Genomic DNA, 20,530 nt, shown 5'->3' with positions numbered 1-20,530 from the left:
CACAACTTGGGCGTCCGCGAGACGTTTAGGGAGAAGACGTTGAAGGCGAGGGCGTTCAACTATGTGAGGGCTTCCACCGTGGTGGAGGCGCTGAAGGCGTTCGAGGACGCGCAGGACGACGCGAGCTACATCGCGGGCGGCCAGAGCCTCGTACCGACGCTTGCCTTGCGATTGCAGGCACCGGAGCTGCTGATTGATATCGCGCATATTCCGGCACTTCGCGGCATCGAGTTGCAGGGCGACTGGCTGCGTATCGGGGCGCTGACCCGACATTTCGAAGTACTCAGCGATCCGCTGATCCGTCTGCACGCGCCGCTTTACAGCGAGGCCGCGCCGCATGTGGCGCATCCGGCGATTCGCAACAAAGGCACGCTCGGCGGCAGCATCTCGCATGCCGATCCCGCGTCCGAATTTCCCGCCATGACGCTGGCGCTCGGCGCCGAATTGGAAATTGCCGGCCGCGACGGCATACGCCGTGTGCCGGCCGATGATTTCTTTGTGGATCTGTTTCAGACCGCGATCGAACCCGGCGAGCTTCTCGTCGCAATTCATGTGCCGGTGGTTCGTTCCGGCCATCGCTGGGCGTTTCATGAACTCGCGCGCCGGCGCGGCGATTTTGCGCTGGTCGGTTGCGGCATTCTTGCCGAGTTTTCCGGCGACGTGGTCGAGCATGTCTGTATCGCATTCTTTTCCGTCGGCAGCACGCCGCTGCGTGCGCGGCAGGCGGAAGAAGCTCTGATCGGCAAGAAGCTGGATCAGGTTGCGATCGCTGCTGCACAGGCCATCGTCGGCGATGATCTCAATCCGCCTGAAGACGAGCACACGCCGCCTGCCATGAAGCGCCATCTTGCGCGCGTTCTTCTCGGCCGACTGCTGGGCGAGATCGCGAGGCAGGACGTATGAGCGATCTCGTCAATGTCACCATGACGGTGAACGGCACCGAGGTGTCGCACAGCATCGCGCCGCGCATCACGCTGGCGGATTTCCTGCGCCAGACGCTGGAGCTGACCGGCACCCATACTGGATGCGAGATGGGCGTTTGCGGCGCCTGTCTGGTTATTCTGGATGGCCGCGTCGTACATTCTTGTCTGACATACGCGGTGCAGGCGAGCGGAGCGGCCATCGAGACCGTCGAGGGTCTCAGCGAGCGCACTGCGATTGCCGATCTTCAGGAGGCGTTTCATCAGCGCAACGCATTGCAGTGCGGCTTTTGTACCCCCGGGATGTTGATGACGGCCCATGCGTTGCTGTCGCAGCCGGGGGTGCCGACGCGCGAAGAAATTCGCGATGCGCTGTCCGGCAATTACTGTCGCTGCACCGGCTATGAAGCGATTGTTGATGCGATCGCGAAGGTCGCGCGCGACCGCGATGCCGGTGTGATTGCTCAGGCGTCCGAGGAGGTCGGCGCATGGGCGTGTTGACCCCACTGGATCGTCCGAATTCCTATATCGGCCGTTCGGTCCCGCGGCCGAATGCCAAACGATTGCTGGCCGGCCGCGGTCGATATGTCACTGACATTACGTTGCCGCGTATGCTTCATGTCGCTTATGTGCGTAGTCCTTACGCGCACGCCCGCATCGTCTCGATCGACGCACAGGCGGCGCGCAAGATGCCCGGTGTGCGGCTGATCGCGACTGGCGAGGATCTTGCGAAGCTCTGCACGCCATGGGTCGGTACCATGGATCATTTCAAGGGTATGAAATCGCCACCGCAATTGCCGTTGCCGATCGACAAGGTCGTCTGGTCGGGGCAAGCGGTGGTGGCTGTCGTGGCCGATACGCGTGCGCTGGCTGAAGATGCCGCGGAGGCGGTCTATATCGAATTCGATGAACTGCCGGCCGTCGTCGATATCGACGCGGCGCGCGATCCGAGCGCGCCGGTGATTTCGCCTGAACTTGGCAGCAATCTTTGCTTCCACGGCAAGATCGATACCGGCGGCGTCGAGGACATCTTCGCGAATGCAGCCCATGTGGTGGAAGAGGAGTTCCATTTCGGCCGTCATACCGCGGTGACCATGGAGCCGCGCGCGATCATCGCGGACTATGACGTCAGCGAAGCGAAGCTGACGGTGCATCACGCCACGCAGACGCCGTATCAGTTCCAGGACATCTATGCCCGCCATTACGGCATTCCCGAATCCAGCGTGCGTGTGATCGCACCGGATATCGGCGGCTCGTTCGGCATGAAGCTGCATATGTATCATGAGGACATGGCGGTGGTCGGCCTCAGCATGATGCTGGGCCGCCCGGTCAAATATGTCGCCGACCGTATCGAATCTTTCGTGTCTGATATTCACGCCAGAGATCACCGTGTCCGCGCCCGCATGGCGGCGGATACGGATGGCAATATCCTGGCGATGGACGTGGAAGACGTCACAGGCATCGGCGCGTTCTCGGCCTATCCGCGCACCAGCGTCGTCGAAGGCAATCAGGTCTACCGCCTGATGGGCGCACCTTACACATTCAGGAACTATCGCGCCGATCTGCAGGTGGTGTTCCAGAACAAGGTTCAGATGAGCCAGTATCGGGCCGTTGGACATCCCGTTGCCTGCACGGTCACCGAGCGGCTGGTGGACATGATTGCCGAGAAGACGGCGCATGACGTGTTCGATATCCGCAGCCGCAATATGATTGCGGACGATGCCTATCCCTGCACGTCACCGACCGGCTACCAATTCGAAGCGCTGTCGCACCATGCCTGCCTCGCCAAGGTCAAGGCGATGATGAATTACGACGGGCTGCGCGCCGAACAGGCCGAGTTGCGGACCAAGGGGATCCATCGCGGCATCGGCATCGCCACCTTCGTGGAGATCACTAATCCCGGACCGGCCTTCTACGGCGTCGGCGGCGCGCGGATTTCCTCGCAGGACGGCGCCATCGTGAAGATCACGCCGGCCGGCGACGTGCATTGCTCGATCTCGGTGACCGAACTCGGGCAGGGCACCGAAACCATCATCGGGCAGATCGTTGCCGAACATCTCGGCGTCGATCGCGATCGCATCAAGGTCATGACGGGTGACACGGACACCACGCCCTATGGCGGTGCCACCTATGCCTGCCGCGGCGCCGGTATCGGCGGCGAGACGGCGTTGCAGGCGGCGAAGAAGCTGAAAGCCAATGTGCTCGCCGTGGCCGCGGCGATCCTCCAGGACGAACCGGACAGACTCGATGTGCAGAGCGGCTGGATTGTCGAAGCGGGGACCGGCCAGCAGCGCATTGAGCTCTCAGAGATCGCACGGATCGCCTATTTCCGGTCGGACACGCTGCCGCCGGGCACCCAGGCGCAACTGTCGGTGGCGCATCACTATGCGCCGCAAGGTTATCCCTTCGCCTTCACTAACGGCATTCAGGCCTGCCATCTCGAACTCGATGTCGAGACCGGACTGGTCAAGATCCTCAAGCTGTGGGTGGTCGAGGACTGCGGCCGCGTCATCAATCCATTGCTGGTCGATGAGCAGATCCGCGGCGGCGTCGTGCAGGGGCTCGGTGCGGCGTTTTTCGAGGAATGCGTCTACGGCGACAACGGCCAGCTCACCAACGGTTCGCTTGCCGATTATCTGGTGCCGATGGCGGTTGAAATGCCGGATATCGAGATCGGCCATGTCGAGACGCTGACGCTGGATACTCAGCTCGGCGCCAAGGGCGTCGGCGAGGCGGGCACGGCTGCGGCATCAGCGGCAGCGCTTAATGCGATCAATGATGCGATGAAGCCATTCGGAGGCACGATCGCGCAGGTGCCGATGACACCGGCGCGTCTATTGAAGGCACTTGGGCACATCTGAACCGAAAAACAAATCGAACGGAGGAAATCATGACTAGGGATAATCGAGGCACCACCCGCAATTACATCTCGCGTCGTCACGTGCTGGCCGCGCTCGGCACCGGCGCCAGCGTCGTCGCCATGCCGTGGATCGCACGTGCGGCCGACGACACCATCCGCATCGGCTTTCCGACGCCGTTGACCGGGCCCTTCGCAGCTGAAGCCAAGGATCAGGTCAAGAGCGCCGAACTCGCGGTCAAGCAGTTCAACGACAAGGGCGGCGTCAACGGTCGCAAGGTCGAACTGCTGGTGCGCGATGACAAGCTCAATGGCGGCGAGGCGGCAACGCGCACACTCGAATTGATCGAAAAGGACAAGGTCCATGCGATCGTCGGCTCGCTGTCCAGCGCGGTGCAGCTCGCGGTCAATGAAGTCACCCGCGCCCGCGGCGTGCTCTATGTTTCGATCAGTCAGTCCGACACCATCAATGAAGTCAAGGACTTCAGCAAATACACCTTCCATGAAGCGCTGAACCCCACGATGACCGCAGGCGCCGTGGCGCGCCACGCCTTCAAGAAGGGCACCAAGGTCGCCCACCTCGTGGCCGACTATGCCTATGGCCATGAAATGCTGCGTGGCTTCAAGCGTGCGCAGGCTGCGATTGGCGCTGAGACCGTCGGCGAAATCATGCATCCGTTCGGTGCTGCCGACTATTCGACTTTCATGCCGCGTCTGCGTTCGATGCGTGCCGACGTGTTGTGCATCAGCAACTTTGGCCGTGATCAGGCCAACTCCATCAAGCAGGCCGTGGATTTCGGCTTGAAGCAACAGTCCAAGATCGTCGTGCCGGTATTGCTGCATAACCAGCGGCTGGCGGTCAGCCCGGAAGTATTCGAGGGCGTCGTCGGCGGTTCGAACTATTATTGGGGCCTCGAAAGCCAGCTACCGAGCGCCAAGGCGTTCAACGACGCCTATCGCGCGGCTAATGGCGGGGCGATCCCGACCGACTACGGCGCTTACGGTTATACTGGTGTTTCGTCGCTGCTGCAGGCCATGCAGGTCGCCGGCGGCACCGACACCGACAAGGTGATCGCGGCGCTGGAAGCCTTGAAATACGATGTCGCGAAGGGGCCTCAGTACTATCGCAAGTGCGATCACCAGTCGGTGCAGTCGGTCCTCGTGCTCGAATCCAAGAAGAAGGCCGATATGAAGGGTGACAGCGATCTGTTCAGCATCCTGGCCAATGACGCGCCATCCGCGATCGTGCTGCGCAGCTGCACGGAACTCGGCTTCCCCGCCTAACGAAAGCACGCGCCTTCCATGGATACAGAACTCATCCTGATGCAGCTCTTCTCAGGAGTTGCCCTCGGTGCGATCCTCGTGATCACCGCGCTCGGCCTGTCGATCATTTTCGGCATGCTGGGCGTGGTGAACTTCGCGCATGGCGCATTGTTCATGGTTGGCGCCTATGCCGGGCTTTGGGTCGCCTCATTGACCGGCAGCTTCTGGTGGGGGCTCCTCGTGGCTCCCATCATGATCGGCATGTTCGGCATGCTGATCGAATATTTCCTGATCCGCCCACTCTACGGACGCTCGATCGACGATCCGCTGCTGTTGACCTTCGGGTTGAGTTACATCCTGGTCGAAGGCGTGCGGATCGTGTTCGGCAGTGACGGGATTCCGTTCCCGACTCCCACACTGCTGACCGGCGTCGTCGATCTCGGCGTCGGTTTCTTTCCGATCTACCGCATCTTCGTCGTCGGCGTCGTTTTCCTCGTTGTCGTGCTGCTGTGGCTCGGCCTGGAGAAGACCAAGTTCGGCTTGATCGTGCGCGCCGGCGCGCGCGATCCCACCATGATGAAGGTGCTCGGCGTCGACATCAGCAAGGTCTGGCTGCTGGTGTTCGGTCTCGGTGTCGGTCTCGCCTCGCTTGGCGGCGTGCTCTCCGGTCCGATGCGGTCAGTCAATCCCGAGATGGGTGCATTGGTGCTGGCTGAAGCCTTTGTGGTGACTGTCATCGGCGGTCTCGGCTCGCTGGTCGGCTCGATCATCGCCGGTCTTCTGGTCGGCGTCGTGATCAGCATGACCGCGCTGTTCGCACCGGAAATGGCGACCATCGTGATGTTCGCCCTGATGGCCATCGTTCTTCTGATCCGGCCGCAGGGCCTGTTCGGCAAACTCGCGTGAAGGAGCGGACCATGACATCCCCGGCGCTTGCCGTTTCTTCTCCCGTCAGCGCGCCAAAGCCTGCGGGCTTCAAGTCGTTGATGACCAAATATCGCGTCCCGCTGTCGATCCTCGCGCTTTGTCTGTTGCCTTGGCTGCTGCCTTCGAAGGCGCTCGCGGTCAACGTGCTGATCAATGGCGTTGTCGCCGTCGGCTACAATCTCCTGTTCGGCTATACTGGCTTGCTGTCGTTCGGCCACGCAGCCTTTGTCGGCACCGGCGCTTACATCACCGGCATCGCCATCGGCCAGTTCGGCGTGCCCTGGTATCTCGCGGTGCTGATGGGCGTCCTGGGCGGCGGGCTGCTGGCCTTCGTCATGGGCGCATTATCGACGCGGACACGCGGCATCTACTTCTCGATGGTGACGCTGGCGCTGGCGCAGCTGGTCTATTACGTGGCGCTCCAGACGCCGTCCTGGACAGGTGGCGAGAACGGATTGCGCGGTTTCACCGTCAACAAGATCAACCTGTTCGGCTTCGACATCAACTTCCTCGATCCGGTCAACAAATACTATGTGCTGATGGTGTTCGCGGCACTGGCGCTGTGGCTCGTCTCGCGCATTCTCAACTCGCCGTTCGGCGCAGCTATCGAGGCGATCCGCGAGAACGAGCGTCGTGCACGGACCTGCGGCTACAATGTCGAGCGCACCAAGCTGTTGTCATTCACACTATCAGGCACGATCTGTGCCCTCGGCGGCACCATGTCGGCACTGCATCTGGCCTTCGTTCCGCTGGATTCGCTGCACTACCTGTCCTCCGGCATGATCGTGATGATGACGCTGCTTGGTGGCGCCAGCAGCTTCTTCGGCCCGTTCATCGGTGCATTGGTGTTCCTGGTGATGGAGGACGTGTTCTCGCTGTGGACGTCGCACTGGCAGATCATCGTCGGCACCATCTTTGTGCTGTTCGTGCTGTTTCTGCCCAAGGGCATCTGGGGCACATTTCTCACAAAGGTCATGCGATGAACGCGCCGCTTCTCGCCGTCAACGATATCGGAGTGAGGTTCGGCGGCTTCGTCGCGCTGCAGGGCGTGACGACGGAGTTCCGACCCGGCCGCGTCACGTCCATCATCGGCCCGAACGGTGCCGGAAAGAGCACGTTCTTCAATGTGCTGTCCGGCGTGCTGACGCCCTCCAGCGGCTCGATCCGCTTCAAGGGCGACGATCTCAAGGGCACCAAGCAGCATGAATTCGTGCATCGCGGCATCGCGCGCTCGTATCAGATCACCAATATCTTTCCGGATCTGAGCGTCCACGAGAACGTCCGCGTCGCGGCGCAAGCAAGCCGCTCGCGCTACAATATCTGGACCAATCGCAACAGGTTCACCGAACTGGACGCAAAGGCGGATGCCGCGCTCGAATCAGTCGGTCTGGTCGCCAAGAGGGACGAGACCGCCAAGTTTCTGGCCCATGGCCAGCAGCGCGCGCTGGAGATTGCCATCGCGTTGATCTCCAATCCGGAGGTGCTGCTGCTGGACGAGCCGACCGCAGGCATGGGTCCGGAAGAGACCAAGGAAATGGTGGCGCTGCTCGAGAAGCTCGCCGCCGAGCGGACCATCCTCCTGGTCGAACACAAGATGAAGATGATCCTCGGCCTCAGCGACCGGATTTTGGTGCTGCATCACGGCCGGCTGATTGCGGATGGCACGCCGCACGACATTCAGACGGACCCCGAGGTTCGTCGCGTCTATCTGGGACAGAACGATGGCTATGCTTGAAACCAAAGACCTGCACGCCTGGTACGGCGCCAGCCATACGCTGCACGGGGTTTCGATCTCCGTGGCGCAGGGCGAAGTCGTGGCACTGGTCGGCCGCAACGGCGCCGGCAAGACCACCACGATTCGTTCGGTCATGGGGTTGATGTCGAAGACCACGGGCAGCATGACCTTCGACGGCAACGACCTGACGTCGATGCCCGCCCATGATCGGTTCAGGCTCGGCCTTGCCTATGTGCCCGAAGAGCGCCGGATTATTCCGGGGCTCACTGTGCGCGAAAATCTGCAGCTCGGTCTTGTCGCCAGCCGTAGCCAGATCAACGAGAAGGACGCCATCGAGGAAATCGCGGAGAGCTTCCCGCGCCTCAAGGAACGTCTCGATCAGGAAGGCGTCACCATGTCCGGCGGTGAGCAGCAGATGCTGGCGATCGCGCGCGCAACCATCGCCAAGCCGAAGATGATCCTGCTCGACGAGCCGTCGGAAGGCATCATGCCGGTGCTGGTCGAGGAAATGGGCGTGCTGTTTCGCAAACTGCGCGATCAGGGCGTTACGCTCCTGCTGGTCGAGCAGAACGTCGAATGGGCGCTGCGCCTGGCCGATCGCGCGGTGATCATGGATCAAGGCGAGGTCGTCTACGAAAGCAGCTCGGCGGCATTGCTCGCCGACAAGGAAATCCAGGAGCGCTATTGCGCGGTGTAACGCGTACGCTTCAAGACAGGTAATTCCCCATGCAGATGAAAGACAGCCAGACCGTCCCGGCCTCGCGCGACAAGGTCTGGGCCGCACTCAACGATCCCGATGTGCTGAAACAGTGCATTCCGGGCTGTGAGGTGCTGGATATAACCTCGCCGACCGAGATGACGGCGACGGTCGTAATCAAGGTCGGACCCGTGAAGGCAAAATTCGGCGGCAAGGTCACGCTGAGCGATCTCGATCCGCCGAATGGCTACAAGATCACGGGCGAGGGGAATGGTGGCGTTGCCGGCTTCGCCAAAGGCGGCGCGGCGATCAGGCTTGAGGCCGCGGGTGACGACGAAACGATCCTGCACTATGAGGTCAATTCCCAGATTGGCGGCAAGTTGGCGCAGCTCGGCGGGCGTCTGATCGATTCTACCGCCAAGAAACTGGCCGGCGAGTTCTTCACCAAATTCGGTGCAGTCGTTTCCGCGAGCTGAGCGCAGCGGCTGTGGCCTATTGCACGACGAACTGGCTGCGCGCCTCACGCACCTTCGCCACAATATAGCGGCGGACTTCGCGGACCCGGCTGGTGTCATGCGTATCGGGATGTGACACGAGCCAGTAGCTTCGCGTGAAGCGGCTGGCGGGCAGGATGCGCCTCAGCTCGGGATAAAGCTGCGCCGCATAATCGTGCAGGATGCCGACGCCGTGGCCGGCACGGACTGCTTCTAGCTGGCCGACCACGCTGCCGCATTCGAAACGCCGCGTGATCAATTCGCTGAAGGTCGACGCGTAGTCCAGCGCACGGCTGTAGATGATATCGTAGATGTAAGTGATCAGCAGGTGATCGGCGAGATCGCCGGGTTCGCGGATCGGTGTCGACCGGGCCAGATAGTCCTCCGACGCGTAGACGCTCAGTGTGTAGTCGGTGAGCTTGGTGCAGATCAATTTCCCTTCGTCGGGACGCTCCAGCGTCACCACGATATCCGCTTCGCGCTTGGACAGTGAGAATGTGCGCGGCAAAGCCACGAGCTGGACGATCAGATCCGGATTGGCTGCGGCAAAGCCGCCAAGCCTGTCAGCCAGAAAATAATTGCCGAGCCCGTCCGGAGCGCCGATCCGCACCGTGCCCGCCACCTTGTCCGCGGCCGAGGTAAGCTGCGATCCGACCCGGAGCAATTCGGATTCCGCGCGCTCTGCCGCTGCAAGAAGAGCAACCCCTGATGGCGTCAGCGATGACCCGGTCGTCTGCCGGTTCAGGAGCTTTGTCTTGAGGTCTTTTTCCAGCGCAGTGAGTTGGCGCGCGACCGTTGCGTGGTTGAGCTTCAGCCGCTTGGCGGCGCCCAGAATCTGGCCGGTACGGGCGACTTCCAGGAAAATTCGAACTTTGTCCCAATCCATCGCCGGACTCTATTTGCTGCACATCGAAGCCGCAATACTGCGCGTTGTTCGGGGCAAGGAAGCGGCGCAAAGACCGTCGGGCATCAAAGGAGAGTTCGATGGCTTCGGAAATCAAACACTATATCGGCGGGCAACAGGTGGCGGGTCGCAGCGGCCGGACCTCGCCCGTTTTCAATCCAGCCACGGGTGAGCAGACCGCTCAGGTGGGTCTCGCCAGCACGTCCGAAGTCGGCGCCGCGATTGCTGCCGCAAGCGCGGCTGCCGAAAGCTGGGCCGATACGCCGTCACTGCGCCGCGCCCGCATTCTCAATAAATTCCTGCGTATCTGCGAAGATCGCATCGACGATCTGGCGGCGGTCATCACCTCCGAGCACGGCAAGACGCTGTCGGACGCCAAGGGCGAAATCCAGCGCGGCCTCGAAGTGGTCGAATTCGCCGTCGGCGCTCCGCAATTGCTGAAGGGCGAAGTCAGCGAGAATGTCGGCACGCGTGTCGACAGTTACGGCGTCCGTCAGGCGCTGGGCGTGGTCGCGGGCATCACGCCGTTCAACTTCCCGGTCATGGTGCCGATGTGGATGTTCCCGGTGGCGCTGGCCTGCGGCAACACCTTCGTGCTGAAGCCCTCCGAGCGCGATCCGTCGGCGTCGCTTCTGATTGCCGAATGGCTCGCCGAAGCTGGCCTGCCGGCCGGCGTGTTCAATGTCGTGCATGGCGACAAGGAAGCGGTTGACGCATTGCTGCATCATCCCGATGTCGCAGCTATCAGCTTCGTGGGCTCGACGCCGATCGCGCGCTACATCTATTCGACCGCGACCAGCACCGGCAAGCGTTGCCAGGCCCTTGGCGGAGCCAAGAACCACATGGTGGTGATGCCGGACGCCGACATCGACCAGGCGGTCGATGCGCTGATGGGCGCGGCCTATGGTTCAGCCGGCGAACGTTGCATGGCAATTTCGGTTGCCGTGCCGGTCGGTGAAAAGACCGCAGAAGCCCTGATCGCGAAGCTGGAGCCAAAGATCCGCGCGCTGAAGGTCGGCTCGGGCTTCAATGCCGAGTCCGAGATGGGTCCGCTGGTGACCCAGCAGCATCTCGACAAGGTGCGTGGCTATGTGGATTCCGGCGTCGAGCAGGGCGCCAAGCTGATCGTCGATGGCCGGGAATTCCGTTCCAACGAGGGCGGCTACTTCATTGGCGGCTCACTGTTCGACCACGTGACGCCGGACATGAAGATTTACAAAGAAGAAATCTTCGGACCCGTGCTCGCCGTCGTGCGTTCGCCGGATTATGCGTCTGCCGCGCGCATGATCAATGACAATGAATACGGTAACGGCACCGCCATCTTTACCCAGAACGGTGACGTCGCGCGTGAATTCGCCCATCGTATCCGCGTCGGAATGGTCGGCATCAACGTGCCGATCCCGGTGCCGGTGGCATTCCATTCTTTCGGTGGATGGAAGGCCTCGCTGTTCGGCGATCATTCGATGCACGGACCCGAAGGCGTCCGCTTCTATACCCGCCTCAAGACCGTCACCAGCCGCTGGCCAACCAGTATTGCGCAGGGGCCGGAATTCGTGATGCCAACAATGAAGTAGGTCGGAGCGTGGAGCGCGCGACTAACGCGTGCTCCACGAGCCCACCGGACTATTCCGCGCCCTTAGGCCGCGGCCGTCACACGCCAGATGACATCGCCCACATCGTCGGCCACCAGCAACGCGCCGTCCGGGGTGAGGGTGACGCCGACAGGGCGTCCATAGGACACTTTCTCGTCGGGCGCGAGGAAGCCCGACAGGATATCCCGCGGCGGTCCGGACGGCTTGCCGTTCACGAACGGGATGAAGACGACCTTGTAGCCGCTGAGCGTGCTGCGATTCCACGAGCCGTGCTGGCCGATGACCATGCCGTCCGGAAATCCCGGCAGCGTGCCCGCGGGTAGCCAGCACAATCCGAGCGATGCGGTATGGCCGCCCAGTGCGTAATCGGGCGTGATCGCGGTGGCGACCAGCGCCGGATCCTGCGGCACGCGGTCGTCGACTGTCTTGCCCCAGTAGCAATAGGGCCAGCCATAAAAGCCGCCATCGCGCACCGAGGTCAGATAATCCGGCGGCGTCTCGTCGCCGAGGCCGTCGCGCTCATTGACCACGGTCCACAGCGTGCCGGTCGTCGGTTCCCATGCGAGGCCGACGGGGTTGCGCAAGCCGGCGCCGAAGATGCGGCTCTTGCCACTGGCGATATCGAGCTCATAGACAGCCGCGCGGCCTTCTTCGACCTCCATGCCGCCTTCGGCGATATTGCTCAGCGAGCCGACGCCGATATAGAGCTTGCTGCCATCCGGGCTCGGCAGGATGCTCCGCGTCCAGTGACCGCCCGACTTGAAGTTGGTGAGTTTCTTGCCCGGCGCGGTGATGCTGTCTGCGCCCGCCACATAGGGGAAGGCCACGACGCCATCGACATTGCCGACATAGAATGTGTCGCCCAGCAGCGCCATGCCGAACGGCTGGTTCAGCCCCTCCATGAAGGTCTGACTCGTCTCGGCGACGCCGTCGCCGTCCCGGTCGCGGAGCAGCGTGATGCGGTTGGCGCTGGTGCCAAGCGCGGCGGCCCGTCGCATTGTGGCCTGCATCGCATAGCCGAACATGTTGCGTACCGGGCCTGCAACCTGCGTCGCCTCGGCGATGAGGACGTCGCCATTGGGCAGCACATTGATCCAGCGCGGATGTTTCAGGCCGCTCGCAAAGGCGTTGACCTTGAGCCCCGGCGCGACCACGGGCTTCTGCCCCGCGGCCCAGCCTTGGGCGGTCGGCATCTTCAATGTGGGGATGGCACCTTGCGGCTTTGCTTCCGGCACCATCGGCGCGCTGCCCCAGGCGGGCGCGTGCGGAGTACCCTGCAGGCGGCGCCACTGCAGCGCCGCGCCACCGATCACCGCGACGACGCGTGCAAATATTCCGGATAAGCTCATGTCATTCCCCCCATGCAAGTGCGCGCACACTATCCGACACCCACGCGGGTTAAAACCGCTGCGTGACGGCGTGCAGGGCATGCGTGCCCATCATCCATGGGGGATCGGCGCAGTTAGGAGAGACCGGTGTATGGACGCCTACGACGTCGCGATAGCCCGGTTGATGCAGTCGGCAAGTTCGTCAACTTCAAACGGCTTGTTGAGGACGCAGGGTTCGTCGCCCAGCCGCTGACGCACTTTCTGCTCGGAATTGGCAGTGATGAAAATGACCGGCGTCTCGTTCTTGTCCGAACGCATTTTTTCATAGAGGTCGATGCCGGTCAGGCCGGGCATTTCGACGTCGGTCACTACGCAGGACGTATCGAGGGCCAACGGCGACGTCAGAAACGCTTCGGCGGATTCGAAGCTGAGGACAGCGAAGCCCAGCGATCGCAGCAGGCTTTCAAGCGCGCGGCGAACCGACGAGGAATCGTCGATGATGGCAATGGCATGTTCAGAGTTCAACGTAATCTCCACACGGCGGCTTTGACAGCGACCCCAGTGTTGAGCCGTTTCGCTCGGAACACTGTCAAATAACGCGGTGCAGCGAAATTATACTGAGGTTTATCGGGAGGTACCGGGAGCTGGTTTCATACCGATGGCCTCGGCCATGCGCACCAGAGAGGCGAAGGATTTCGCATCCATCTTCTTCATCATCTTGCCGCGATGAATCTTAACCGTAATTTCGCTGAGGTTCAGCTTCGCCGCGATCTGCTTGTTCAGCAAGCCCGCGGTGGCCAGTTCCATGACCTCGCGTTCGCGTGAACTCAATGTGCCGAAACGCTCCTTGATATCGGCCAGTCCGTCGCGCTCCTGCCGCGCCTTACGATCGCGCTCCACGGCGCCGGCGACGGCATCGAGCATTTCCTGATCGCGAAACGGCTTGGCGAGAAAATCGACGGCTCCGGCCTTCATGGCGCGTACCGTCATAGGCACATCGGCATGCCCGGTCATGAAGACGATAGGCGTATTGCCGCCAAGGTCCGCTAGACGCTTCTGAAAATCGAGGCCGCTGACGATCGGCAGCCGGATATCGAGGACGAGGCAACTGGCCTTGGTGAGAATGTCGCTCTCAAGAAGCTCGACCGCCGAGGAGGCGAAGCTGACTTCATATCCAACCGAGCGCAGCAGACTGCCGACCGCGGTGCGGATGGCGGCTTCGTCGTCCACGACGACGACCAAAGGTGCTTCTGCGTCGTTAGGCAAGGTTGCCGGGTCCTTCTGCGGTGGCTGTCGGTATCATGAAATGAAAGGTGGTTCCACCACTCTCGTTTCGTTCCGCCCAGATGCGCCCGTGATGCGACTCGATGATGGATCGGGAGATCGAGAGGCCGATGCCCATCCCCTCGGCCTTTGTCGTGAAGAACGGCGCGAACAGGCGTTGCATATGGTCATCCGGGATGCCTGATCCCGAATCGCGCACTGAGACGAGAATTCCTCGTGCCGCGTCCGATGCCGACCACACTTTCAGCTCTTTCGTCGTACTCGCCTTCATGGCGTGGACGGCGTTATTGACGAGATTCATCAGTACCTGCTGAAGCTGTACTTCGTCGCCGGCGATGGTGGGCAGATCGGGTGTCAGGTCGAGGACTGCTGAAATCTGGTGCTGTGCCAGATCGCGCTGAACCATCGCCAGCACCTGCGTGACGATGGCATTGACGTCGACCCGGCCGCGCGCCAACTCGCCCTTCACGGCGAGCGACCTCAGCCGGTGAATGATGTCGCCGGCCCTGCGCCCCTCCTGCACGACTTCCTTGAGGCAGGCCGTGGTTTCGCCGATATCAGGCCGTTCCCGCGACAGCCAGCGCAAGGCCGCCTCTGCATTGGTCACCACGGCGGCAAGTGGCTGGTTGACCTCATGGCCGATCGATGCCGTCAGGGCACCCAAGGTCGCGATGCGCGACACGCGGGTGAGCTCTGCGATGCTCTGCTGGAGCGCTTGCTCGGCGGCTATCTTGGCGGTGACATCAAGCGAATTGATCAGGACGGAACGGGATCGATCGGTGGGGAAGGTTGCCGTGACGATGGTGGTGCGCAACTCGCCGTTGACGGCGCGGATGGCCGCTTCAGTCGTGAAAGAACTCTCTCCCGCAAGGAATGCGAGCAGGATTTCGCGAAAGGCAGCCAAAGTCTCCGGCTCAAGGGCCGCATCCCAGGACTGCTGAACGTTCCTCTGGTTGAGATCGCCGATCAATTGCTTCGCCGCGTCATTCGCGTCGATGGTCCGCACCAGAAACAGGCAATGCTTGAGGAAGCCCTCATTGGCGATGAGATAGTCGCGCAATCGGGGAATGCCTTGTTGCAGGATCGGCGCGCAGGCATTGGCCGCTTCCGTAAAGTCCTGCTCCCAGACGGCGACATTCGTGCTCTGAAAGATGTTGCGATAGCGCTCTTCGCTCTGCCGGAGCTTTGTGTCCGACATCCTGATCTGGACGCAGAGCACGGCCGCGATGGCAATGGCGAGCGCGCTGACGGCGCCGCGCAGCATGGCTCCCTCATTGGGGTCGTTCGCGTGGCCGATCAGATAGCCGAGGATTGTCAGGCCGATGCAACCGAGGGCGATCAGGATGATGCCCGTGACATTGGTGAAACGGAGCGCCATCAGCAGCACGACGATATAAAGCGCCGCGACGGCGATCTCAAATGTGCTGAAGGCGTCGAACGCGAAAATGCCTCCGGCGAGGATAGCTGTCGCAATGGCCATGGGCAGCTGTGAGGGGCGTTGCACCCGATCAGAATTGGTCATTTGAGCCGCAAAATAGGAAGCAGGGTATGCGTCCTGCAGGGAATGGTGAAGCCGTCCGAACTAGGTGGTGTCTCGCCCAGGATAAACCTTGGTATAGGGCGGGATTACCTTTGTTTCTTGAATCTTTATCCTCGTAGAATGGTTACCGCGGCCGGAATCTCTCATCCTTGGATCGTCGAAGTCATCGCGATGTCGATGGCATTCACCACCCAAAGGAGACCGATATGCTGCTCGATTCACAGTCCCAGAATTCTGACTCGTTTGCCGGTGTATTGTCTGACGCAAGCTCTACGACGGTCACCCAGCTCCTGCTAGATGCACGGCAGGCGATTGGATCGGATGTCGGTGCGGCTCTTCGCTGCATCAGGCAGGCCGCATCGCTGCTCGAGGCCCCCTCCCGACTGTCGCCTATCAGCCCCGCGAGGGGCGGCCTCGCACGCTGGCAGGCGGAGCGGATCAAGTGCCACATTGACTCAAATCTGGATGAAGCCATCCAAGTATCGGATCTCGCGAGTCTAGCTCGCCTGAGTTGCGGTTATTTCTCCAATGCGTTCAAGACCACGTTCGGACAGTCTCCCCATGCCTATATCGTCTCCCGCCGTCTGACGCGTGCGATGGAGCTGATGACATCCAGCAGCAAGTCGCTTTGCGAGATCGCCATCGATTGTGGTTTTTCCGATCAGGCCCACATGTGTCGCCAGTTTCGCCGCGCGACCGGGGCCAGTCCCAACGTCTGGCGCCGCGACAACATGATGATGTCCGCACTCGCAACACAGCAGTGATGCTCGCTCTGGAGTATTCGAAAACGGGCCACGGACGCCTGCATGATCGTCCTCGCCTTTGACGAATAGTCCGCATCGACGCTCCATCCGAAGATATCTCGCTACCTCAACCACGATGAAAGGATCGCTCAAATGTCTGCGCGCAAGACGATGATGAAATCGGCCCGGCGGTGGCTCCTGGTGCCCGCGTCCGTGGCTTTCGTGATGTTGACCTCCATGGTGGAGAGCTCGGCATCCGACAAGGCCTATCGCTGGATCGGAGATCCACGATTGGCGACCGATATCAGCGCAGCCCGCCGCGTGCAGCGACATGTCCATGCTCCCGCTCGCGTGACTATTCCTTCCGTTGCTCTGCCGGTGCGGTCGATGGATTCCTATGCGAGTGCGCCGACCAGCTATGGCTACGGCATCGGCGACAACTCCCGCAATCAGACGTGGTGAAGCGAAGCGCCCAGCCAGACCCGGTCGATCCTCGAAGCATGGTGGTCCGTGCACCCCGGGTTGCAGAAATGCCCTGTGGTCCCGCGGCCCCGAATGGATAGGTTCTCCCCCGAACATGGTTCAGTGACGTTTTCGAGCCTTCCGATCGGCCGGAGATGTTGCTGCATCGATGCAAGAGGAAGAATGACGATGTCGTCACTGGTTAAAGTCGCTGCGGTCCACGCTGCGCCGGTATTTCTCGATCGCGCGGCCACCACGGCGAAGGCGATTTCGATCATTCGCGAGGCTGCTGCCGCGGGCGCGCAGCTGATTGCCTTTCCTGAGACCTATATCCCGGCATTCCCGGTCTGGGCCGCCCTGTGGGCGCCGATCGAGAACCACGATCTTTTCGTGTTGATGGCCGAGCAGTCGGTCTCGATTGCGGGTCCGGAAATGACGGCGCTGCGCAACGAGGCACGGGCGCTCGGCGTGACTGTTTCGATGGGGATCAGCGAAAGCTCGCCGGTCAGCGTCGGCCTGATCTGGAACAGCAATATCCTGATTGGGCCGGATGGCAGCATTCTCAATCATCACCGCAAGCTGGTGCCGACCTTCTATGAGAAGCTGATCTGGGCTGCAGGCGATGGTGCGGGCCTCCGTGTCGCCGATACGCCCGTGGGCCGTGTCGGCAATCTCATCTGCGGCGAGAATACCAATCCGCTGGCCCGCTATGCGCTGATGGCGCAGGCCGAGCAGATTCACATTTCAAGCTGGCCGCCGATGTGGCCGACGCGTAAGCCGAGCAGTGGCGGCAATTTCAACAATGTTGCAGCCAATCGCATTCGTGCCAGCGCGCATTCGTTCGAGGCCAAGGCCTTCGGCATCGTCACCGCCGGTTATATGGACAAGGCAATGCGCGACTTCCTGATCGCGCGGGATCCCGACGTGGTCGATGTGATCGATCGCACGCAACGCGCCGCCAGCTTCTTCGTCGATCCCACCGGCGAAGTACTCGGCGATACGCTGCAGGATGAGGAAGGCATCGCCTATGCCGAGTTCGACCTGCGCCGCTGCATCGAGCCAAAGCAGTTTCACGACGTGGTCGGTTACTACAATCGTTTCGACGTGTTCGACCTGACGATCAACCGCAAACGTCTCGTGCCTGCGACTTTCGTCGAGCAGCTTGATGACGAGAACACCACTCCGGAGCCGGTCGAACGCGTGATCTAGCGCTTCGACTGGTTCAGTACCGCATGCGGCATCATTACGTGGATGCCCTTCTCAAGGTTGACGAGCTGGGTAACGCGGACATCTGCCGACAGGCTACAGAGGAAGTACGCCTCCTCCTTCGTGAGCGTTGTGCGCGCCACGATCATGGCGATCATCCGGCGCAGCGCCACGCGCGCAGCTTCGTCGAGATCAGAATCGAAGGCCATCGTGATCAGGTGATCTTTGGTTTCGGCATAGGGCGCCTCGAGCTGCGCATTCTTGACGAGGTCGATCTTGAAGGTGCCGGTGAGGCCGGTCTCGACTGCGGTGACGCAGACTTCGCCGTCGCCCTGCACGGCATGGCCGTCGCCGCATGAGAACAGTCCGCCCTCGTTCCAGACCGGCAGATACAGCACGCTGCCGGCGCCGAGTTCCTTGTTGTCCATGTTACCGCCGAAGTGAGACGGCATCGTTGAACTGGCGCGCCCCGCCGACGGCTTCGGTGCGACACCCATCACACCGAAGAACGGTTGTGCCTGCAATGTCGTTCCCCATGGGGTCTTCACTGCGCCGCTGGCACGGTCGAGGCCGATATGGATGCGGCGGAACGAATCAAAGTCGTCGGGCAGCGTTCCCATGCCAGGCTTGAACAGCATGTAGCCCCAGTCGTCCGCCAGCTGGACGTCGCGAATCTCGACACGCAGCGCGTCGCCCGGCATGGCGCCGCGGATGGCGACGGGCCCGGTGAGAATATGCGGTCCCAAGTCGCGCTTGACCTCCTCGCCAATGGCGAGCAGTTCGGGGCGGATCGTCATGCGATCGTCGGTTGGCAAATGCTCGGTGGCACCGCTCACGCTGGTGATCGTGACCGTCTCGCCGGGCTCAATGGTAGCGATTGGCTTCAGCGTGGCGTCGAAATAACCCCAATGAACGGTCGTCGGGCTCGGAAGCAATGTCTGCGTCATGGAATGTCCTGTGTTCAGCCGCCGGAGGCGAAACTGTCGCTGCGCACGGCCCAGCCGGTGACGCGCGCCTCGATCAGCGAGAACACAATATACAAACCGACGCCCAATGCAGCCAGAATGAACAGGCCGGCGAACACCAGCGGCACATCGAAGCTGGACGAGGCAATCATCATCAGGTTGCCGATGCCGCGATTCGACGCGACCGTCTCGGAGATTACCGTGCCTACGAATGCGAGTGTTGCGGCTACTTTCAACGAGGCGAAGAAATACGGCATCGTCCGCGGCAGGCCGACATTCCAAAGAATCTCCAGCTTGGTCGCGCGCAGCGTCTTCATGACGTCCTGCAATTCGGGCTCCGTCGCCGCAAGGCCGGTGGCGACGTTCACGACGATCGGAAAGATGCACATGATCATCGCGGTGAGGATTGCCGGCACGGTGCCCGCGCCGAACCACAGTACGAAGATCGGCACCACCGCGACTTTCGGGATTGACGAGAATCCCACCAGCATCGGATAGGCGACGTCATAGGCCAGCTTCGACGAGCCGATCAGCATGCCCAGCAGAATGCCGATCGCGATGCCGAAGCCGAACCCAACCATGGTTGTGTACAGCGTCTGCAGCGCATGCGGCCAGATCGCTGGGAAGCGCGTCCACAGCGTCGCAAGCACCTGGCTCGGCCGCGGCAGCACGATGTCCGAGACATGGAACATCAGGCACAGCACTTCCCACAACACGAAGAAGCCGATGATGCAGGCGGTGGACATGACCTGGCGGCGGACGCGTTCGCTCATGACACGATCTCCTGAACGGCGCGAGCCGCGACGATGCGCTGGCGCAGGCGCTGGGTCAGCGTGACGAAATCCGGTTCGAACGACACTTCGATGGTGCGCGGCCGCGCGAACGGCACCGCGCTATCATCGACGATGCGACCGGGCCGCGCCTGCATCACGCAGATGCGCGAGGCGAGATAGGCGGCTTCCTTGAGGTCGTGAGTGACCAGCAGCACCGTCGGACGCTTCTCGATCCACAGGTTCTGCATGATCTCCCACAATTCTTCGCGGGTGAACTGATCGAGCGCGCCGAACGGCTCGTCCAGCAGCAGCAGCGTGGGATCGTGGATCAGTGCGCGGCACAGCGAGGCACGCTGCTGCATGCCGCCGGATAGCTGCCAGGGAAACTTGTCGCCGAAGCCGCCGAGGCCGACCTGCGTCAGAGAGGCCTCGACGCGGTCGCGATATTCGGTCTTGCGCTTTGCGCTGAAGCTTTCCTTGAACGGTGGCACGATCTTGAGCGGCAACATTACGTTGTCGCGTATGTTCAGCCACGGCAGCAGCGTGGGGTTCTGGAACGCCATGCCGATCCGCGCCGCGCCCGCACCGATTTCGCGGCCGGCGACGAACACGTTACCCTGGGTCGCATCGAGCGTGCCCGCGACCAGTTTTAGGATTGTCGACTTGCCGCAGCCGGATGGGCCGACCAGTGCAACGAATTCGCCTTTGTCTATGCGTAGCGACGTCTCGGCCAGCGCGGTCACTGCGTTCTTCGCCGTGCCGAAGGTGACGCGCACCTTTTCGAGCTCGATCACATTGTCCGCAGCGCGGGGCTTTGGGTGGGCGAGCGGTGCGTTCATC

21 protein-coding genes are annotated in these 20,530 nt (G+C 61.8%); 13 read left to right on the top strand and 8 right to left on the bottom strand.

The features are described 5' to 3' along the window. Positions 1 to 39 precede the first annotated feature (39 nt). The 9 genes from CIW50_RS00800 to CIW50_RS00760 all read left to right on the top strand — a co-directional run bounded on the left by CIW50_RS00800 (position 40) and on the right by CIW50_RS00760 (position 8,875). A complete protein-coding gene (locus CIW50_RS00800; protein WP_149529410.1) occupies positions 40 to 903 on the top strand; it encodes an FAD binding domain-containing protein in 864 nt (287 codons plus the stop codon). Next, positions 900 to 1,421 carry a (2Fe-2S)-binding protein gene (locus CIW50_RS00795; RefSeq protein WP_149529409.1) on the top strand — a complete coding sequence of 174 codons (522 nt, stop codon included), beginning with the start codon at positions 900 to 902 and terminating at the stop codon, positions 1,419 to 1,421. Before CIW50_RS00800 ends, CIW50_RS00795 begins: the two co-directional genes overlap by 4 nt. Further along, positions 1,409 to 3,781 (top strand): xanthine dehydrogenase family protein molybdopterin-binding subunit, encoded by a 2,373-nt coding sequence (locus CIW50_RS00790; protein WP_149529408.1) that lies wholly within the window; start codon positions 1,409 to 1,411, stop codon positions 3,779 to 3,781. Before CIW50_RS00795 ends, CIW50_RS00790 begins: the two co-directional genes overlap by 13 nt. Before the next feature lie 29 nt (positions 3,782 to 3,810). Then, positions 3,811 to 5,061: an ABC transporter substrate-binding protein gene (locus CIW50_RS00785; protein ID WP_149529407.1), complete on the top strand. Its 1,251-nt coding sequence runs from the start codon at positions 3,811 to 3,813 to the stop codon at positions 5,059 to 5,061. An 18-nt stretch (positions 5,062 to 5,079) separates the two neighbouring features. Then, positions 5,080 to 5,946 carry a branched-chain amino acid ABC transporter permease gene (locus CIW50_RS00780; RefSeq protein WP_149529406.1) on the top strand — a complete coding sequence of 289 codons (867 nt, stop codon included), beginning with the start codon at positions 5,080 to 5,082 and terminating at the stop codon, positions 5,944 to 5,946. 80 nt (positions 5,947 to 6,026) lie between these two features. Beyond that, entirely contained in the window at positions 6,027 to 6,950 is a 924-nt protein-coding gene (locus tag CIW50_RS00775; protein WP_246664158.1) for a branched-chain amino acid ABC transporter permease, read from the top strand. Continuing rightward, positions 6,947 to 7,702, top strand: coding sequence for an ABC transporter ATP-binding protein (locus CIW50_RS00770; RefSeq protein WP_149529404.1), 756 nt, complete (start codon positions 6,947 to 6,949; stop codon positions 7,700 to 7,702). The genes CIW50_RS00775 and CIW50_RS00770 overlap by 4 nt, the downstream gene beginning before the upstream one ends. After that, the gene (locus CIW50_RS00765; protein ID WP_149530343.1) at positions 7,695 to 8,399 is read left to right on the top strand and encodes an ABC transporter ATP-binding protein; all 705 of its coding nucleotides are present in this window, start codon (positions 7,695 to 7,697) and stop codon (positions 8,397 to 8,399) included. Before CIW50_RS00770 ends, CIW50_RS00765 begins: the two co-directional genes overlap by 8 nt. Positions 8,400 to 8,428: 29 nt before the next feature. Next, a complete protein-coding gene (locus tag CIW50_RS00760) occupies positions 8,429 to 8,875 on the top strand; it encodes an SRPBCC family protein (RefSeq protein WP_149529403.1) in 447 nt (148 codons plus the stop codon). 16 nt (positions 8,876 to 8,891) lie between these two features. Here CIW50_RS00760 and CIW50_RS00755 read toward each other — a convergent pair whose 3' ends face one another. Beyond that, positions 8,892 to 9,779 carry a LysR family transcriptional regulator gene (locus CIW50_RS00755; protein ID WP_149529402.1) on the bottom strand — a complete coding sequence of 296 codons (888 nt, stop codon included), beginning with the start codon at positions 9,777 to 9,779 and terminating at the stop codon, positions 8,892 to 8,894. A 98-nt stretch (positions 9,780 to 9,877) separates the two neighbouring features. Here CIW50_RS00755 and CIW50_RS00750 point away from each other — a divergent pair, with 98 nt between their 5' ends. Beyond that, positions 9,878 to 11,371 carry a CoA-acylating methylmalonate-semialdehyde dehydrogenase gene (locus tag CIW50_RS00750; protein ID WP_149529401.1) on the top strand — a complete coding sequence of 498 codons (1,494 nt, stop codon included), beginning with the start codon at positions 9,878 to 9,880 and terminating at the stop codon, positions 11,369 to 11,371. Between the two features lie 62 nt (positions 11,372 to 11,433). Here the strand turns inward: CIW50_RS00750 and CIW50_RS00745 are convergent, their stop codons facing one another. The 4 genes from CIW50_RS00745 to CIW50_RS00730 all read right to left on the bottom strand — a co-directional run bounded on the left by CIW50_RS00745 (position 11,434) and on the right by CIW50_RS00730 (position 15,481). Beyond that, positions 11,434 to 12,738, bottom strand: a complete 1,305-nt coding sequence (locus CIW50_RS00745; protein ID WP_149529400.1) for a PQQ-dependent sugar dehydrogenase — start codon at positions 12,736 to 12,738, stop codon at positions 11,434 to 11,436. A gap of 138 nt (positions 12,739 to 12,876) precedes the next feature. Continuing rightward, on the bottom strand, positions 12,877 to 13,242 hold the full coding sequence (locus CIW50_RS00740) for a response regulator transcription factor (protein ID WP_172980180.1): 366 nt from the start codon (positions 13,240 to 13,242) through the stop codon (positions 12,877 to 12,879). Between the two features lie 99 nt (positions 13,243 to 13,341). Continuing rightward, positions 13,342 to 13,983 carry a response regulator transcription factor gene (locus tag CIW50_RS00735; protein ID WP_149529398.1) on the bottom strand — a complete coding sequence of 214 codons (642 nt, stop codon included), beginning with the start codon at positions 13,981 to 13,983 and terminating at the stop codon, positions 13,342 to 13,344. After that, a complete protein-coding gene (locus CIW50_RS00730) occupies positions 13,976 to 15,481 on the bottom strand; it encodes a sensor histidine kinase (RefSeq protein WP_172980179.1) in 1,506 nt (501 codons plus the stop codon). Before CIW50_RS00730 ends, CIW50_RS00735 begins: the two co-directional genes overlap by 8 nt. A gap of 266 nt (positions 15,482 to 15,747) precedes the next feature. Here CIW50_RS00730 and CIW50_RS00725 point away from each other — a divergent pair, with 266 nt between their 5' ends. The 3 genes from CIW50_RS00725 to CIW50_RS00715 all read left to right on the top strand — a co-directional run bounded on the left by CIW50_RS00725 (position 15,748) and on the right by CIW50_RS00715 (position 17,955). After that, positions 15,748 to 16,305 carry a helix-turn-helix domain-containing protein gene (locus CIW50_RS00725; RefSeq protein WP_149529396.1) on the top strand — a complete coding sequence of 186 codons (558 nt, stop codon included), beginning with the start codon at positions 15,748 to 15,750 and terminating at the stop codon, positions 16,303 to 16,305. Positions 16,306 to 16,437: 132 nt separating this feature from the next. Beyond that, positions 16,438 to 16,746: a hypothetical protein gene (locus CIW50_RS00720; RefSeq protein WP_149529395.1), complete on the top strand. Its 309-nt coding sequence runs from the start codon at positions 16,438 to 16,440 to the stop codon at positions 16,744 to 16,746. A gap of 189 nt (positions 16,747 to 16,935) precedes the next feature. Further along, the gene (locus tag CIW50_RS00715) at positions 16,936 to 17,955 is read left to right on the top strand and encodes a carbon-nitrogen hydrolase family protein (protein WP_149529394.1); all 1,020 of its coding nucleotides are present in this window, start codon (positions 16,936 to 16,938) and stop codon (positions 17,953 to 17,955) included. Here CIW50_RS00715 and CIW50_RS00710 read toward each other — a convergent pair. From CIW50_RS00710 to CIW50_RS00700, 3 genes are read right to left on the bottom strand one after another with little or no spacing between them, the layout of a single operon-like run. After that, positions 17,952 to 18,899 carry an acetamidase/formamidase family protein gene (locus tag CIW50_RS00710; RefSeq protein ID WP_149529393.1) on the bottom strand — a complete coding sequence of 316 codons (948 nt, stop codon included), beginning with the start codon at positions 18,897 to 18,899 and terminating at the stop codon, positions 17,952 to 17,954. The genes CIW50_RS00715 and CIW50_RS00710 overlap by 4 nt on opposite strands. Positions 18,900 to 18,913: 14 nt before the next feature. After that, the gene (locus CIW50_RS00705; RefSeq protein WP_149529392.1) at positions 18,914 to 19,690 is read right to left on the bottom strand and encodes an ABC transporter permease; all 777 of its coding nucleotides are present in this window, start codon (positions 19,688 to 19,690) and stop codon (positions 18,914 to 18,916) included. After that, the gene (locus CIW50_RS00700) at positions 19,687 to 20,529 is read right to left on the bottom strand and encodes an ABC transporter ATP-binding protein (RefSeq protein WP_149529391.1); all 843 of its coding nucleotides are present in this window, start codon (positions 20,527 to 20,529) and stop codon (positions 19,687 to 19,689) included. The genes CIW50_RS00705 and CIW50_RS00700 overlap by 4 nt, the downstream gene beginning before the upstream one ends. Between the last annotated feature and the right edge of the window lies 1 nt (position 20,530).

Origin of the sequence: Tardiphaga sp. P9-11 (genome assembly GCF_008329525.1) — a bacterium.
Taxonomy (GTDB): Bacteria; Pseudomonadota; Alphaproteobacteria; order Rhizobiales; family Xanthobacteraceae; genus Tardiphaga.
The sequence above is the reverse complement of the archived record's forward strand: the minus strand, read 5'-3'. Positions and strand labels throughout refer to the sequence as shown.